15 protein-coding genes are annotated in these 16,801 nt (G+C 45.6%); 6 read left to right on the top strand and 9 right to left on the bottom strand.

What is annotated here, in order from left to right; all coding sequences use genetic code 11:
* Positions 1 to 11: 11 nt before the first annotated feature.
* From IEV61_RS18220 to IEV61_RS18210, 3 genes are read left to right on the top strand one after another with little or no spacing between them, the layout of a single operon-like run.
* On the top strand, positions 12 to 341 hold the full coding sequence (locus IEV61_RS18220; RefSeq protein WP_373867853.1) for a YtxH domain-containing protein: 330 nt from the start codon (positions 12 to 14) through the stop codon (positions 339 to 341).
* A 54-nt stretch (positions 342 to 395) separates the two neighbouring features.
* On the top strand, positions 396 to 746 hold the full coding sequence (locus IEV61_RS18215; protein ID WP_188418489.1) for a phage holin family protein: 351 nt from the start codon (positions 396 to 398) through the stop codon (positions 744 to 746).
* A 2-nt stretch (positions 747 to 748) separates the two neighbouring features.
* A complete protein-coding gene (locus IEV61_RS18210; protein ID WP_188418488.1) occupies positions 749 to 1,234 on the top strand; it encodes a hypothetical protein in 486 nt (161 codons plus the stop codon).
* A 272-nt stretch (positions 1,235 to 1,506) separates the two neighbouring features.
* On the opposite strand, the gene IEV61_RS18205 is transcribed toward IEV61_RS18210, so the two are convergent.
* From IEV61_RS18205 to IEV61_RS18190, 4 genes are all read right to left on the bottom strand, one after another.
* On the bottom strand, positions 1,507 to 1,833 hold the full coding sequence (locus IEV61_RS18205; RefSeq protein WP_188418487.1) for a nucleotide pyrophosphohydrolase: 327 nt from the start codon (positions 1,831 to 1,833) through the stop codon (positions 1,507 to 1,509).
* 15 nt (positions 1,834 to 1,848) lie between these two features.
* On the bottom strand, positions 1,849 to 2,307 hold the full coding sequence (gene dtd, locus IEV61_RS18200; RefSeq protein WP_188418486.1) for a D-aminoacyl-tRNA deacylase: 459 nt from the start codon (positions 2,305 to 2,307) through the stop codon (positions 1,849 to 1,851).
* A 121-nt stretch (positions 2,308 to 2,428) separates the two neighbouring features.
* Entirely contained in the window at positions 2,429 to 3,349 is a 921-nt protein-coding gene (gene rsgA, locus IEV61_RS18195) for a ribosome small subunit-dependent GTPase A (RefSeq protein ID WP_188418485.1), read from the bottom strand.
* Positions 3,350 to 3,577: 228 nt separating this feature from the next.
* Entirely contained in the window at positions 3,578 to 4,141 is a 564-nt protein-coding gene (locus IEV61_RS18190) for a hypothetical protein (RefSeq protein WP_188418484.1), read from the bottom strand.
* A gap of 561 nt (positions 4,142 to 4,702) precedes the next feature.
* Here IEV61_RS18190 and thrA point away from each other — a divergent pair.
* The 3 genes from thrA to thrC all read left to right on the top strand — a co-directional run bounded on the left by thrA (position 4,703) and on the right by thrC (position 9,937).
* Positions 4,703 to 7,153 carry a bifunctional aspartate kinase/homoserine dehydrogenase I gene (gene thrA / locus IEV61_RS18185; protein WP_188418483.1) on the top strand — a complete coding sequence of 817 codons (2,451 nt, stop codon included), beginning with the start codon at positions 4,703 to 4,705 and terminating at the stop codon, positions 7,151 to 7,153.
* Positions 7,154 to 7,353: 200 nt separating this feature from the next.
* Positions 7,354 to 8,346: a homoserine kinase gene (locus IEV61_RS18180; protein WP_188418482.1), complete on the top strand. Its 993-nt coding sequence runs from the start codon at positions 7,354 to 7,356 to the stop codon at positions 8,344 to 8,346.
* 286 nt (positions 8,347 to 8,632) lie between these two features.
* The gene (thrC, locus tag IEV61_RS18175) at positions 8,633 to 9,937 is read left to right on the top strand and encodes a threonine synthase (RefSeq protein WP_188418481.1); all 1,305 of its coding nucleotides are present in this window, start codon (positions 8,633 to 8,635) and stop codon (positions 9,935 to 9,937) included.
* Positions 9,938 to 10,379: 442 nt separating this feature from the next.
* On the opposite strand, the gene IEV61_RS18170 is transcribed toward thrC, so the two are convergent.
* From IEV61_RS18170 to IEV61_RS18150, 5 genes are all read right to left on the bottom strand, one after another.
* Entirely contained in the window at positions 10,380 to 11,996 is a 1,617-nt protein-coding gene (locus IEV61_RS18170) for an ATP-dependent DNA ligase (RefSeq protein ID WP_188418480.1), read from the bottom strand.
* Positions 11,993 to 13,111: a ligase-associated DNA damage response exonuclease gene (locus IEV61_RS18165; RefSeq protein WP_188418479.1), complete on the bottom strand. Its 1,119-nt coding sequence runs from the start codon at positions 13,109 to 13,111 to the stop codon at positions 11,993 to 11,995. The genes IEV61_RS18170 and IEV61_RS18165 overlap by 4 nt, the downstream gene beginning before the upstream one ends.
* A 202-nt stretch (positions 13,112 to 13,313) precedes the next feature.
* The gene (locus tag IEV61_RS18160) at positions 13,314 to 15,455 is read right to left on the bottom strand and encodes a carboxy terminal-processing peptidase (protein WP_188418478.1); all 2,142 of its coding nucleotides are present in this window, start codon (positions 15,453 to 15,455) and stop codon (positions 13,314 to 13,316) included.
* A 234-nt stretch (positions 15,456 to 15,689) separates the two neighbouring features.
* Positions 15,690 to 16,043, bottom strand: a complete 354-nt coding sequence (locus tag IEV61_RS18155) for a VOC family protein (RefSeq protein WP_188418477.1) — start codon at positions 16,041 to 16,043, stop codon at positions 15,690 to 15,692.
* Between the two features lie 132 nt (positions 16,044 to 16,175).
* Positions 16,176 to 16,775, bottom strand: a complete 600-nt coding sequence (locus IEV61_RS18150; RefSeq protein ID WP_188418476.1) for a hypothetical protein — start codon at positions 16,773 to 16,775, stop codon at positions 16,176 to 16,178.
* Between the last annotated feature and the right edge of the window lie 26 nt (positions 16,776 to 16,801).

Below are 16,801 nucleotides of genomic sequence, written 5' to 3'. Positions count from 1 at the left end.
ATTTAATCACCATGAATACCAAAGACATTACCAACCTGATCAACAAAATACCAAGTTTGAAAAAAGACGAAGGTATGGGCGATGGCACTAAAGTAATATTGGCTTTATTGGCCGGTGTAGCTGCGGGCGCAGCCCTGGGCATTTTATTTGCTCCTGAAAAAGGTACCGAAACCCGCGATAAACTGTCAGAATCATTAAACAGCCTTACCGATACTATTAAAGAAACGGCTGCTGCCGAACTGGAAAAACTATCGGGCCTGAAAACCAAAGTGGTTGATAATATTAAAACCAAGCTTAACGGCGAAGAGCAGGAATACCAAGACGACCTGGAACACGCATAATTTTTTTTACCGATTGCCGGCAACCATCGTTACCGGCAATTAACCTGAAGATAGATGGAAGAGAAAAAAGAAGCTGAACAACCGCCACAACCCAATGTTTTGGACCAGCTGAAAGAGTACGTGGAAACGCGTGTTACGCTGGGTAAGTATAAGGCTATTGAGAAAAGCAGTGCGGTTGCGGCCAGTTTGGTGACCATAGTAGTTGTTGCATTCAGCGCAATTATGGCCTTCATGTTTTTTACCTTTACTATTGCCTTATTGTTAGGTGATGCTTTAGGCGCAGCATGGAAAGGGTTTGGCATAGTAACCCTGTTTTATGTATTGATTGCTATTATTGCCGTGGCGGCCAAGTCGACCATTGAAAAGCCGATTGTTAACCTGCTGATCAGCAAAATATTTAAATAGCCATGGATATACCCGTTAAAAACATATTCGACCTGCAGGCAGAGATCATCAGGCTCGAAAAAGTAAAACAGGAGCAAGAAATGGTTTTAAAGCAACGCTTTAACAGTCCATCGGCAATTTTTGCTTCGGTACGTTCCATTTTCCCGCAAAGCCCCGAGGGTGAGCAAGGCGGCGGAGTTGGTTCCTTATTCTCGCCCGATATTGTTGGTTTGATATCCCGTTTTGTATTGCCGCTGGCACTTAATAAAACCCTGTTTAAAAACTCCGGCTTTATTGTAAAAACCTTGGTTGGTTTGGCCTCGCAAAAAGCTTCAAGCTACATTAGCGAAGATTCGGTAACCTCGGTTTGGGGACGGGTAAAATCGTTATTCGGCAAAAAGCCTTCTACTGCGGTAAAAGCGTCTACCGTTAAACAGCCCGTAATTAAAGAACCTTTAATACAAGACCCTATTATACAGGCAACCACCATGAGGCCCTCAGATATTTAATACCGGTTAATCTGTTAACCAGTTTTGTTAGTCCGGTAGTGTAAAAGCTGCCGGACTTTTTTGTGGGTGATCCCTACCGCCATTGTTGTAAAGGTCAGATAATCAAATTGCGCTCATCTTTGATGAGTGCTTAACATGGCTTGGCGTCTGTGACGCCTGAGTTGCGATACAATCGCTAACCCATGTTAAGCACTCGTTATAAACGAGCGCAAGTGTGCGAATGCTTCGACAAGCTCAGCATGACAAGAAAGGCAGTTAGATAGAAGGAATAGCTATTTTAGCTTTTCATTATTCTTATGCCGGTCGGCATCACGTATGCTTTTCTTTTCCAGGTTCTTCTCTAAAGCCTCTGTTAAGTTAATACCGGTTTGGTTGGCCAGGCAAATGAGCACAAATAGTACATCGGCCATTTCATCGGCCAGGTTAACTTCGGTATCAGATTTCTTGAACGATTGCTCGCCATATTGCCGCGCCATAATGCGGGCTACTTCGCCAACCTCTTCCATTAAAATGGCGGTATTGGTGAGTTCGTTAAAATAGCGGATACCGGTAGTTGTGATCCATTTGTCTACTACCTGTTGTGCTTCGTCTATGGTCATTGTATAGCTTAAATTTTAGTGATTATCACGATCCTTGGTGTCCATTACAATGGTTACAGGACCATCGTTGATTAGGCTAATTTTCATATCGGCACCAAAGATACCAGTGGCTGTAATATGTCCCGTTAGTTGGTTCAGCAAACTAATCATCTGTTCATATAAAGGAATGGCTTTTTCGGGCCGGGCAGCACGGATAAATGATGGCCGGTTACCCTTTTTGGTTTGTGCAAACAAGGTAAATTGTGAAATGAGCAGGATGCGGCCATCCACATCGGCCAGCGCTTTATTCATCAAACCATTCTCATCACCAAATACCCGCATACCCGTAATTTTTTGCGCCAGCCATTGCGCATCCTCCAAAGTATCGGCATCTTCAATACCTAACAGCACCAAAAAGCCGGTTTTAATTTCGCCGGTAATTTGGCCGTCAACTTTGCATGATGCTTCTGAAACCCGTTGTAATATTGCGCGCATAGTTAGTTAGAATATAGAGTACAGAATCAAGAATATAGACATTTACTCCACAAATCAACAGTAAGATCTAATTAACGAAGAGAGAATCTGGATTCTTGACTCTGTACTCTTGATTCTCTCCCTAGCTCCTCGTGTCGTTCCCGTTATAAATACTCAAATAGCTTTCGTACCGCGATGGTTCAATATCGCCGTTTTCCACTGCTTCGAGCACGGCACAGCCGGGTTCGTTAATGTGGCGGCAGTTATTAAAGCGGCATTGGTTTAAACGGCTGCGCATTTCGGGAAAAAAGTAACTAAGCTCTTGTTGTTCAATATCAATAACACCTAACTCACGGATGCCGGGGGTATCTATAATAGAACCACCGCCGGGCAGGTCGTACATTTCGGCAAAGGTAGTGGTGTGCATACCCTTGTCGCTCCACTCCGATACCTCCATGGTGCGCAGATCTAAATCAGGTAAAATAGCGTTCATTAAACTTGATTTACCTACACCCGAATGACCCGAAAACAGCGTGATCTTATCTTTTAATTTATCCTTTAATGCAGGAATATTAGTTCCTTTCAAAGCCGATACCTCGTAACAGGGATAACCCAGTTTTTCGTAAACCATTTTGTACTCGGATAAGATCTCCAGGCCTTCCTTACTAAACATATCCAGCTTATTGTAAACCAAACTAGCGGGTATATCATAAGCTTCGGCAGTTACTAAAAAACGGTCGATAAACCCTAAAGAGGTACGGGGCGAAGCCAGCGTAACCACCAGGTAAGCCTGGTCGAGGTTAGCAGCAATGATTTGCGCCTGCTTGCTCAAGTTGATGGATTTACGGATGATGTAGTTGCGGCGGTCGTATAGTTTAGTGATGACACCTTGCTCCTGCTCGGGTTCCAGCTCAAAATCTACCTTATCGCCCACGGCAACGGGGTTGGTGGTAGTTAAGCCTTTAATACGGAATTTACCTTTTATACGGCAATCGTACCGGCGCCCGTCTGGCGTTTGCACCTGGTACCAGCTACCGGTAGATTTTGTTACGAGTCCCTGCATATGTGAGGAGCAAAGTTAAGAGTTTTATGTTTGAAGTTTAAAAGGTTGCACAGGCTTTTAACCATCCACCCGGTGCATCATATTTTAAGCCAATTTGCAGTTTGCTTAAATGGAAAAATACTTTCAAAAGCAGGCAAAAAGTATTCACACATGAAAACTTTTATGCGGGCCGTGAACACTTATGAAAAGGGATGAACAGTTGATTGTCTTAATTGAATAAAGGAAGCATTAAATCCTTTCTTGTATATAGACTTGACAAAGATGATAAGGTTGAGATCCCGATTTCGTGGCTTGTGCTTTAAAATAATTGTAAACTTCAGCGGTTACTCCACCAATAAGGTTGTCATTGTTATCAAAAAAGTAATAGCCTTTTATTGTGTCTAAAGCTGTGGCTTGACTCCTTTTTCCAAGTAAATATGTGTTTTTATAAACTGTATAAACCGTTTGTTTGCCATCAATATTTTTTAGTTGCTTCATACGATCAGTCTCCCACTTCCAAACCTTGTAAGTACTTGTATCTTTTCTTAAGGCGGCTTTGCTTTTTACATTACTGCAAAATGCTATGACACTATCAATGTTCTCAGTCGAAGGTTTACCCAGTTCCTTTTTCATATCATCGATCGAGGTTGCTGCATCAACACTGGTTACTTTTTCCAAAGAGATTGATTTGTAATTAACATAGTCTTTAAGAGTGGCTGGCTTTACTAAAGTCTCTATTTGCATTAAACGGTTATCATTTTCTTTTGAAGCGCAAGAAAATAAAAACAATGCGCCAAAAACCAGTTTTTTCATAGCTATATTTAATTGCTAATATAAGAATCCATTTGTATTGGCTATCTTTCTTAAGAGCCCTTTCCCTTCATGCCGCATAGAGTCGAAGAGTATCCATCTGCAACACAAAACGCATTAAAAAGCATTCACTTGTGAATAGCGATATGAACGTTTTTTAGGTCTCAGTAGGGTCTCTCATAGAGAGGACCCTGCGATTGCATCTACAATAGCCTGACAACGCAGGGTCCTCTACGAAAGACCCTGCTGCAACATAACTCCTCCTCCCCCACACCTCAAACCCCGCTCCCCGCACCACCCCACGCCCACAAAATAAAATTGCCTTTTTACAGCTATTTTAAAATTTAATTTGCATTTGCAATTTATTACTCCTTAATTTACAAACGTCAAAAGCAAACGACTATTTAAAAGATGACTATTTACAACACCATTATTACAACAATTATTACCACCGGCACAACGCCCGGAGGAAGGTAATTGTATGGTGTAAACAAAAACATAAAAAACCAGCAAAACGCCTTCCTCCGCAAACGGGGAAGGCGTTTTTGTTTTATAACAAACCTTATGAAAGTTTTAAAGTTCGGGGGCACATCGGTAGGTACAGCGCAAAGCATAAGCGCGGTCATGGATATTGTAAAGCAGGAGCACCAAAACGGCGAAAGCCTGGTGGTGGTATTATCGGCCATGAGCGGGGTAACCAACCTGCTGGCCGATATGGCCGAGCGTGCCGCTACCGGTAACGATTTTTCGAAACACCTGGCCGCGTTAGAAATTCGCCATTTCGAGATCGTAAAGCAATTGCTCGATATACAGCAGCAAAACCCGGTGTATACACGCTTAAAGATCTACTTTAACCAGCTGGAAGACCTACTGCAGGGTGTTTTTGTTTTGCAAGAACTAACCGCCAAAACCCGCGACCTCATTTTGAGTTACGGCGAACGCTGCTCTACCCTGCTCATTAGCCGTATGGCATTGCAGTATTTTAAGAATGCGGTTTATGTAGATGCCAGCGAGGTGATCAAAACCGATAACAGCTTTGGACAGGCACGTGTAAATACCGACCTTACTGATCTGCTCATCCGTAGCCTTGCTACCGAAAACGAAGGTAAAGTAATGTTCGTTACCGGTTTTATTGCCAGCAACGAAACCGGGCAGGTAACCACCTTGGGCCGTGGCGGCAGCGATTACACCGCCGCCATTTTTGCCTCGGCCTTAAATGCCAGCGAAATACAAATTTGGACCGACGTAAACGGCATGATGACCGCCGACCCGCGCATGGTGAAAAAGGCATTCTCGCTACCCGAGCTTACTTATACTGAGGCTATGGAGCTTTCATACTTTGGTGCTAAGGTCATCTACCCGCCAACCATGACCCCTGCGTTCCTGAAGCGTATTCCCATTGTGATCAAAAACACTTTCGATACTTCTTTCGAGGGCACCGTGATCCGTCATGATTGCCGCAATTCTAATTTAACTATTAAGGGTATTTCATCTATAGATAACATCAGCATCATTAACCTGCAGGGCAGCGGTATGGTGGGCAAGGCCGGTTTTAGCGGCCGCTTGTTCTCGCTGCTGGCCCGCGAGCGTATCAATGTCATGCTCATTACCCAATCATCGTCAGAGCACAGCATTACCTTTGCCGTGCAGCCTGCCGATGCCGAGAGGGCATGCAAACTCATGGAGCAGGAGTTTGAACTGGAACTGGGTGCTCAAAAGCTGGATGTACCGGTAATTGAAGCCAACCTTGCTGTACTGGCCATTGTGGGCGAAAACATGCGCCAAACGCCGGGTATGTCGGGCCGGTTGTTCCATGCCTTAGGCCGTAATGGTATTAACGTGCGGGCTATTGCGCAGGGTTCTTCGGAGTATAATATCTCGGTTATCATTTCGGCCCATGATTTGGCTAAGGCCGTAAATGCCGTACATGATGCCTTCTTTATCGAATTTAATAAAACCCTCAACGTATTTTGCCTGGGCACCGGTAACATTGGTAAAACCATGTTCAAACAGTTGCAGCAGCACAAAGAGTTTTTGCAGGAGCATAACAGCATCCAGGTACGTATTGCCGGCATCAGCAACACCCGTAAAATGCGCTTTAGTGTAGATGGACTTGCCCTGAACGAATGGGAGCAGGATTTGGATGCCTACGGCGAACCAGCCAACTTAACCGAGTTTGTAGCCCGCATGAAAGCCATGAACTTGCCCAACTGTGTGTTTGTAGACAATACCGCCAGTCCGCAGCCTATTGCTTTTTATGAAGAGATTTTCAAATCGACTATCTCTATTGTAACCTGTAATAAAATAGGAAATTCGGGTGCTTACAGTCAGTACGAAACCTTCAGGGATACTGCCCGCAAACATGGGGTCGATTTCTTTTACGAAACCAACGTGGGTGCAGGCTTGCCTATCATCCGTACGTTGAAAGATTTGATGGTGAGTGGCGACCGCGTACAACGCATCGAAGCCATTTTATCGGGTACCATATCCTTTATCTTTAACAACTTTAAGGGCGATGCCAGTTTCCATGACGTGGTAAAAACCGCGCAAGATAAAGGCTATACCGAACCCGACCCACGCGACGATTTGAGCGGTAAAGACTTTATGCGTAAAATGCTTATCCTGGCACGCGATGCCGGTTACCAAATGGAAGCCGAAGATGTGCAGATTGAAAGCATGCTGCCACAAGCTTGTTTGGATGCGCAATCTGTCCCGGAGTTTTATGCGGCGCTAAAAGCTAATGATGCCCACTTTAACCAGTTAAAACAACAGGCCGAAAGCAGCGGCAAAGTGCTGCGCTATGTAGGCAAGTTAGATAACGGACAAGCATCTATTACGCTGGAGATGGTTGGCGAGGAGCACCCGTTCTACAGCATGTCGGGCGCCGATAACGTCATAGCATTTACCACCGACCGCTACAAAGAGCGCCCCATGGTAGTAAAAGGCCCCGGCGCAGGCGCCGAAGTAACCGCCGCCGGCGTATTTGCTGATTTAATTAATGTGGGAGCGAATTAGACGATAGGTGCGGGGAGCGGGGTTTTGAAGTGCGGGGAGCGAAGAAAGAGTCAAGAATATAGATTCAGGAATCAAGACAAATATTGCCCTAACTTGTCAGTCTGAGCTTGTCGAAGACTTGGCAAGTGTACAGGTCTTCGACAAGCTCAGACTGACAGGTAGTAGTGAATTGCTGATTAACAGTACAGAAAAGAGTATTAATGGAACAAGAATTAAAAGAGGCAGCTCAACAATCTCCGGCAACGGGCAACAGCCCACAGGCAACCGACATTAAAGTTTTTGCCCCGGCTACTGTAGCTAACGTGGTTTGCGGATTCGACGTGCTGGGCTTTGCCGTGAACGAGCCGGGCGATGAGGTGGTGATGCGGGTAACCAACAAGCCGGGCATTACCATTAGCAAAATTACCGGCGATGATGGCCGGCTGCCATTAGACCCGGCCAAAAATACCGTAAGCGTCAGTGTGCAGCACTACCTGGACAGCATAGACCGTAAAGATTTAGGCCTCGATATAGAACTGCACAAGAAAATGCCTATCGGCAGCGGCCTGGGCAGCAGCTCGGCCAGTACGGTGGCAGGTTTATTTGCCGTGAAGACTTTATTGGGCGATGATACCGATGTGGCCAAACTACTCCCTTTCGCCATGAAGGGTGAAGAAATGGCCTGCGGTCATGGTCATGCCGATAATGTGGCACCTGCCTTGCTGGGTGGCTTTGTATTGATCCGCAGTTACGAGCCGTTAGACGTGATTCGCCTGCCTCACCCGCCGGGATTGTATTGTGCCATTGTATTCCCCGATGTAGATGTGCCCACCCGCGAAGCACGCCAGATTATCCGCAACAAAATATTAATGAAAGATGCCGTAACCCAGTGGGGCAACATTGCCGGGCTGGTAAGCGGTTTATACACGCAAGACATCGACCTTATAGGCCGCAGTATGCAGGATGTGTTGGTAGAACCCGTGCGTTCCATCTTGATCCCCGACTTTTACATCATGCGCGAACTGGCCATGCAGGCCGGAGCGGTAAGCTTCGGTATCTCGGGTTCGGGCCCTTCGGTATTCGCCTTTACGCGCGATGAAGAAACCGCCCGCCAAATAACTCAAACCCTGCAAAAGCATTTAGCTGGTATCAAGATCAATTCTAACAGTTACGTATCTACCATTAACGATGCAGGGCCCAGAGTTTTAGGATAGTGGCAGAGTAAGGCATTAAAATTCCCTCCCTCGGGAGGGTTAGGGAGGGGTTTAACAAACTGTTTAATCAACGCGAGCGAAAACCCCTCCCTGCCAGCACACCACCAGGCGCACCCCTCCCCAAGGAGGGAACTAACGGCAGAGAAACAGATCAACCCCTCCCCAAGGAGGATTGAAATATATAACGCATTAAAAATTCCCTCCCTTGGGAGGGTTAGGGAGGGGTTTAGCAAACTGTTCAATTACCGCGAGTAAAACGCCCTACCACAAAAACGAAAGCTTACAAATGAAACTCTACAGCACCAATAATCCATCTGCTACGGTATCTTTTCAGGAAGCAGTATTTAACAGTATGCCGCAGGATAAAGGCCTCTACATGCCCGAACAAATTAAACGCCTGCCCGATAGCTTTTTTGAGGAGCTATCTAACTATACCCTACCGCAAATTGCGTTCGAGGTAGCCCGGCATATGCTTAACGGCGCTATTCCTGATCATGACCTGCAAGCGTTGATAGAAGATGCTATCAACTTTGATGCACCTGTCGTGGAGTTGGAGAAAGAAGTATATGTACTGGAACTTTTTCACGGACCATCTTTAGCCTTTAAAGATTTTGGTGCCCGTTTTATGAGCCGGATAATGAGTTACTTTTTGCAAGATGGCGAGAAGCAGTTGGATGTACTGGTAGCCACCTCGGGCGATACCGGCGGAGCCGTAGCGCTTGGCTTTTTAGGCGTGCCTAACACCCGTGTAACCATCTTGTACCCTAAAGGTAAAGTAAGCGATATTCAGGAGCAGCAATTAACTACCAACGGACAAAACATAAGGGCATTAACCATTGATGGCACTTTTGACGATTGCCAGGCCTTGGTAAAGCAAGCTTTTGTAGATGCTGAGTTAAATAAAACCTTCCGTTTAACATCAGCTAATTCGATCAATATTGCCCGTTTAATACCGCAAACGTTTTATTATTTTAATGCCTATGCGCAGCTGCTACGCGCGGGTAAAAGCAAGGTGGCTTTTTGTGTACCCAGCGGTAACTTTGGTAATATAGGCGCAGGCTTATTAGCCTGGAAAATGGGCTTGCCTATTGCGCAGTTTATTGCTGCTACCAATGCTAACGATACTGTTCCGGCTTTCCTAAAAACCGGCATATACGAACCCAAAGCATCGGTAGCCACCATTGCCAACGCCATGGATGTAGGCAACCCCAGCAACTGGGTGCGTATTGCTTACCTGTTTAAAGATGATGCAGCGGCGCTCACCAGCCTCATGACCGGCTACACCTACACCGACGAGCAAACCCGCGAAGCTATACAACAAGTTTTTGATAAATATAACTATGTGGTTTGTCCGCATACGGCTATAGCGTGGCGCGCGCTGAAAGAATGGCAGAAAGAACATACCGATGTAACAGGCGTATTCTTATCTACCGCCCACCCCTGCAAGTTCCCTGATGTTTTCCCTGAGAAGATAGCTGCGTTTATTAAGGTACCCGAGCAGGTAAAGGAGATGGAAAACAAAGAGAAAGTAGCTGTAAGTTTAAGCGGGGACTTTGAGGAATTTAAGTCGTATTTGTTGAGTAATCAGTAAGCGCAATACTCAAACACGTCATTGCGAGGTACGAAGCAATCTCTACACGATAGGTAAGTCGGCGATCTTTCTCCGCAGAGATTGCTTCGTACCTCAATGACGAATTAATTAAATGGTCATCACTAATCCAAAAACTTCAATACGAAGCCGACTGGCAGTGTGCAACCCCTCCCTTGTGTACGTTTACAACGAGTGCTTACCCTGTTTTGCGTCTGTGACGCATCATGCGATACAATCGCTAAGCCATCTTAAGCACTCATCTCAGATGAGCGCAATTGGGAAATGATTAGTTCACCCTGCTCTTTCTCAATCTGAAAATTCCAGTAAATTTAATTATGCTAATCTAAAGGAGGAGCGATAGCGACGTGGCAATCGCACGCGTTTATACTTGCCTGCTTGCGATTGCCACGTCGCTGTCGCTCGCAATGACATTTTTTAACCCTTACTCACCCAGCAAAGCCTTTAGCGTTTCAATAGTGTCGGCCTCTTCTTTAGGTTTATCGTGCCTCCAACGCAATATACGCGGAAACCTCAATGCCACACCCGATTTATGACGGGTAGATTTGTTGATACCCTCAAAGCCTATCTCAAAAACCAGTTCGGGCTTTACGGTACGTACCGGGCCAAACTTTTCGAGCGTGTTACGTTTCACGAACGAGTCTACCTTATTAATTTCGGTATCGGTTAAGCCTGAATACGCCTTGGCAAAAGGCACCAGCTTGTCACCATCCCAAACGGCAAAAGTATAATCGGTATATAGATCGGCCCTGCGGCCGTGGCCTTTTTGAGCGTAGATCATCACGGCGTCAATGGATAGCGGATCAATTTTCCATTTCCACCAATCGCCACGCCGGCGACCCACCTGGTAATGGGCATCTTTACGTTTCAGCATAATACCCTCGGCTATCATGGCACGCGATTGTTCGCGTATTTCGGCCAGTTCGTCCCAACTTTTGAAAGTAATGAGTGAGGAAATATTGAATACCTCGGGGTATGGCGTAGTGGCTTGCAAGCCTTCTAACAGTTGCCGGCGTTCGGTTTGAGTTTTGTAGCGAATGTCTTCACCATCGTACTCTAAACAATCATAAGCAATTAAAGCTACAGGGCTATCTTCCAATATCTTTTTGCTCAGCGTTTTGCGGCCAATGCGGGTTTGCAGCACGGCGAAGGACAGGGGCTGTCCGTTCTGGAAAGAAAGGATCTCCCCATCTAGCACGGTACCATCGGGCAGATGATGTAGCAGCGCATGCAGTTCGGGGAATTTATCAGTAGCCAGATCCTCTCCCCTGCTCCAAATGAAGATTTCACCCTCGCGTTTGATCAATTGCGCACGGATGCCATCCCACTTCCATTCTGCCTGCCATTCATCAGCATTACCCAACAGCGTTTGCATAGCCTCAGGCGATTTTTGCTTTTCCGAGGTTTCCTGAACGGGGTAAGCCAAAAAGAATGGGTATGGGCGCGATACATCTTCCAACGCAGTATCTGTATGAACCAACTCTTCATACAAATAGGTCTCGGGCATCCAATTACCCATCATGCGGTGGGTGATAGTGGCGGCATCAAGTTCGGCTACATCGGCCAAGGCTTTGATGACCAGGTTTTGCGATACCCCTACCCTGAAACTGCCGGTCAATATTTTATTGAACACAAAACGTTCTTGCGCATCCAGCATAGCCCAGGAGCGGGTAAGCCAGTCGTGCTTTTCTACCTCGGGCATATTGTTGAGGGCGTTAATTTCGCCTATCCACTCGGTAAGTGTTTTGTTGCTACTGTTGCCGTGATCGGGCAGTAAGAGCGCCACAGTTTCGGCTAAATCGCCCACTACATGGTAGCTTTCCTCAAAAAGCCAGGCCGGAATATTAGATGCCTCAATGGCCCAGGTTCTAAATTGCGTGGAATTAATTTGCCGCTTAGGCTTTCGCCCCGAAAATAAGGCGAGCATGTGCATTTTATCGGTATCGGGTACGCAGTTAAAGTAGTTCTTTAGCACTTTAACCTTCTCGTTGGTTTTATTGGTTTCATCTAACGAGGTAAAGAGTTGGGCAAAGGCTTTCATAAGGCAGCCCCTCCCAAACCCTCCCCGGGAGGGAGGGCTTCCATAGCAATTTTAACAGGGATTTTTTCTTCAAAGCCCTCCCCCTCCGGGGAGGGTTGGGAGGCGCTTTGGGCAGGTGCTTCTTCCTCTTCCCCTCCATACAAAGTATGCACCTCATGTGCATCAAAGCCAATATCCCTTAAATATCTTGAAAATGTTGCGGTGGAGCCGTGTGTTAAGTAAACCGATTCGCAGCGGGTGGCGTCTATAGCGCTGATGAGGCCGGTCCAATCGGCATGGTCGCTCATCACGAAGCCGCGGTCGGCGGCGCGGCGGCGCTTGGCACCCCGCAAAGCCATCCAGCCCGAGCAGTAGCCAAAGCTGTAAGGGCCAAACTTGCGCATCCAGGGCGTACCCACCGATGATGGCGGCGCTATGATGATCCCTTTACGCACTTCTTCCTTAACCGATTCCTGCGTAATGCGGTGCGTGGGCTGCAACACAATTCCATTACGGCGCAGGGCCTCATTCGTGTTTTCGATTACGCCGTGGGTATATACATTACCGATGCTCAAATCGAGGTTTTGCAGAATGCGCTGGGCTTTACCTAAAGAATAGCCTACGATAACCGTGGCCAGGTTTTGCGCTACATTTTGCCGCCACCAGCTATTTACATCTGCAAATATTTCCGATTGAGGTTTCCATTTGTAAATAGGCATCCCGAAGGTACACTCCGAAATAAAGTGGTGGCAGTTTACCGGCTCAAAGGGTGTACAAACACCATCATCCTCCGTTTTATAATCGCCTGATACTACCCAAACCTGCCCCTGGCTTTCTACACGTATCTGCGCCGAACCGATGACGTGACCAGCTGGAAACATGCTGATCTCCACCCCATTCTTCATCACCTTTTCGCCATACTCCACGGTTTGCAATTGTATTTCGCCCAGGCGATAATACAACACTTCGCGCGATAGGTGATGCGCCAGGTAACGCTTGTGACCGGTATAAGCATGGTCGGCGTGGGCGTGGGTAATTACGGCATCGTCCACCGGTTGCCAGGGGTCGATGTAGAAATTTCCCTTAGCGCAGTAGATGCCTTTATCGGTAAATTCTAAGAGAGGTTTTTGCAGCATACCATAATATAACCGAAGAAGTGCAGCTTAGTTTTAGGCGACATTTGGAGGAAATAGCTCGCGCCTTTTAGCGGCGAATGCAGCCATCTACTTTTATGAGGAAATTTGAAGTTTTTTGTAATTATACCATAGAATCTTAAATATTTATCTAACAAAAAACGCCCGGCTTTTGGCCGGGCGTTACTATAGTTTATTACGCTTCTTATGGATTAGCGGGAGCCACGTTGTTAGTTAACTTGCTTGTTTTTTCCAGGTTCACCAAGTCGGTCAAAATTTGTCCGGCTTCTATTTTCAGGAAGTCGAGATCTTCATTTTTTGGACGGGTTTCACCTTTTTTCAAGGCAGGTAAACCCAATGCAGCACGACGCTGATTGTTACGCTCAAAGTTTTTCTTTTCATCCGCATCACGTTGTTCTTTAAGCTGTTGCTCATTTAAAGTGATACTTTTTTCGCTCTGGCGCTTCTTGTAATCATCCAGATCTTCTAACAAATACTTGTAATTAGCGCTGGCAGACATGCGCTGCTCGTGCAACTTAGCCAATGCCGGGATAGCACCGCTCAAATCGCCCGCCTTAGTGTAAGTGCTTTTAGCGATCATATCGAACGGAAGTGCAGAAGGCTCAGTGTCTTCACCATATTTATCTAATGGAATAACCGATGGGAAGCTAATATCGGGCATTACGCCTTTGTGCTGGGTAGAACTACCACTGATGCGGTAAAACTTAGCTACAGTTAAATTTAACTGGCCAAATTTAGACTCAGCACCAGTAGTTGAAGTCTTCTTAGACAGTGAGTTAAGCATATCCTTGATAGAAGGGTTGATCACCTTATCTAATTCAATGGCGCTCTGTACGGTACCTTTACCATAAGTTTGTGTACCTATGATCAAACCACGGCCGTAATCCTGAATAGCACCCGCAAATATCTCAGAAGCGGAGGCGCTGAAACGGTCGGTCATTACAGCAAGCGGACCAGCGTATGCTACTGATGGGTCTTCATCTTCGTTCACTTCTATACGGTTACGGGTATCACGCACCTGTACCACAGGGCCATTCTTGATAAATAAACCAGTTAACTCAATGGCTTCAATTAATGAACCACCACCATTCTGACGCAGATCGAGGATCACGCCATCTACATTTTCACGTTTCAGGGTATCTAAGATCAATTTCACATCGCGTGTAGTACTCTGATAATTAGGGTCTTTTGCGCGGTAGGCGTTAAAATCTATATAGAACGCCGGTACATTAATGATGCCTATTTTAACCGTTTTGCCATTTGACTGGTAAGTACGGATCTCTTTTTTGGCTAACTGATCTTTCAACACAATTTTTTCGCGCACCATTTCAACCACCTTAGGCTTAACCGAAGCGGCGGCACCTTTGGGAAGTAAACGCAGGCGCACGGTAGTACCTTTAGTACCACGGATCAACGCAATGGCGTTCTCTATGCGCCAGCCTATAATGTCCTGAAATTCGCCGTCTTTACCTTGGGCAACGCCAATAATGCGGTCGTCCACATTAATTTGTTTGCTTTTATCGGCCGGACCACCTGCTACTACGCTTTTAATGGTAATATACTCATTTTCAGACAACAGCGATGCGCCTATACCTTCTAATGAACGCGACATTTCGATATTAAAGTTAGCTGCGTTAGCCGGGTTAAAGTAATTGGTGTGCGGATCTACCGACTCGGTAAATGAATCCATAAACATCTGGAAAACATCCTGATTTGAAAGCTTTTTTACCTGCGATAACAGGTTTTGATAACGCTTACGCAAAGTTTCCTTGTTCTTGGTCATATCGCTGCTCGCCAGTTTCAGGTTCAGCAGGTCATACTTTACACGTTGGCTCCACAACTTGTTCATATCGGTAGCATTAGCTACCCAAGGTTGGTCTTCCCGGTCGTAAGTAAAGGTTTCGTTCTTGGTAAAATCGTATGATTTGTCGAGCTGGGTAAGCGAATAATTGATCCGCTCGAGGTAACGTTTTTGGTACACGTTAAACATGTAAAATACGTTAACAAGATTTCCTGCTTTCAGGTCGTCATCCAGTTGGGTTTTGTAACGGTCAAAGTCAGCAATATCAGAAGCCAGCAAGTAGTTATGGTTATCATCCATCTTCTTGATATAGCTGCTGTAAATTACGGTAGAGAGCGAATCGTTAAGCGGTACTTTTTTATAATTGTACTGAGAAATCATACCCGCAACCTCCTTAGCTACAACACTTTGCTGCTGGTCGGGCTGCAAATTGGCAGAGCCATCTACCTTAATGGGCTTGGAGGTAGATGCCTGGCAAGCCAGCGCCGCGCCTACCACCAGTAACGTATATATTTTCTTAACCATTTCTTTTACAGATTTTAATTCTATATCTATTGTATCAAACATCAATATTAGTGCCTATATTATATAAGTCCCAAAGTAAATAAAAAAGAGACAGCATTTTAGCTGTCTCACCTATACAAATAGAAATTTATGACACATTGTTTGTCTGTAAACCAGAAATTTACAGCGAAGAAACAATATCGCATGGGGTTATAATGCGATATCAACGTATATCGTAAACGGCCGCAATCATGTCTATTGCTCTACGAAGTGCCAGCATACACCGGCAAGATCTATCAGATTTAATTCGCGACCATAAGGTTGCTTTGTAATTTCGCTAATTTGAATTCCATACTTTTCGGGTAACTCTTTATCTAAAACGCCTTTTCTAAACTCATCAATGTTGCTCACCTTTACACTCAGCATAAAGTTTTGGGCAAACTCCTGCACATTGTACTCCTGCAAAATAAACCGGCATTCATCACACTGAAAGCCTGCATAACCCGGCGACTCCCAATTGATATGAAAGCCCAGCTCCAAAAATAACTGCCTTGATTTTGCAAAATTGCTTCCCGAAGGAACGAACGCCTCGATAGATAATATTTTCATTTAAAAGAATTTAGCTAAATATAGCAAAGGTGATCCACAGTAAATACTTTAATAACGCAAAAAAGCCCGGCAATAACCAGGCTCAATAATATTATCTTAAGCCCTCCCTTCCGGGGAGGGTTGGAAGGGGCTTTACAGAGTAGCCTGCCCCGCTTTACCAAAACCTGCTTCCGGTTTCAAAGCGGCCAGCTTGGTTAGCTGCAGGTTATCAATGCGTTTCTTTACCGCTTGTATATCATCCTGCCAGTTATGGTTTTTAGCCATATCGCGGGCTTCTTCCAAGTCTTGCTGGGCCAGCGAAAAATCGCCGATGGCTTGCTTCACGTTCGAAAGCTCAATTAAATTGGCAATGGTTAAACGGTCGTTATTTTGCTGGCGCGACAGGTTGTTGCTTTGCAAAAAAAACCACTTAGCTTCAGAAAGCTGGTTTAGCTGTACGTATATTTTAGCCAGTTCGTTAAAACTGTAGCTGGCATTTTCATACTCCCTGAAACGCATTTGGTGCTGGGCGGTCTTCATCACCGTGTGCTCGCTTAGCACTAAACTATAGGAAGTTTGGCCAATAGTACAGCGGCTTACTTTAGGCAAACTAAATTTAGAAGGTGTTAACCGGTAGGCAGGCGTTTGCGCCTGTGCAATTAAGGGGTAACGTTTGTTTTTTCCTAAGCGCCACCACTGCGCCGATGCCGAAAAGCTGATGGTACACAACAAAGCAAGTAGGAGTACTTTCATTGAGTCTTGTTTGAGTTTAATTAAAT

The organism is Mucilaginibacter galii, assembly GCF_014635825.1.
Classification (GTDB): domain Bacteria; phylum Bacteroidota; class Bacteroidia; order Sphingobacteriales; family Sphingobacteriaceae; genus Mucilaginibacter; species Mucilaginibacter galii.
The sequence above is the reverse complement of the archived record's forward strand: the minus strand, read 5'-3'. Positions and strand labels throughout refer to the sequence as shown.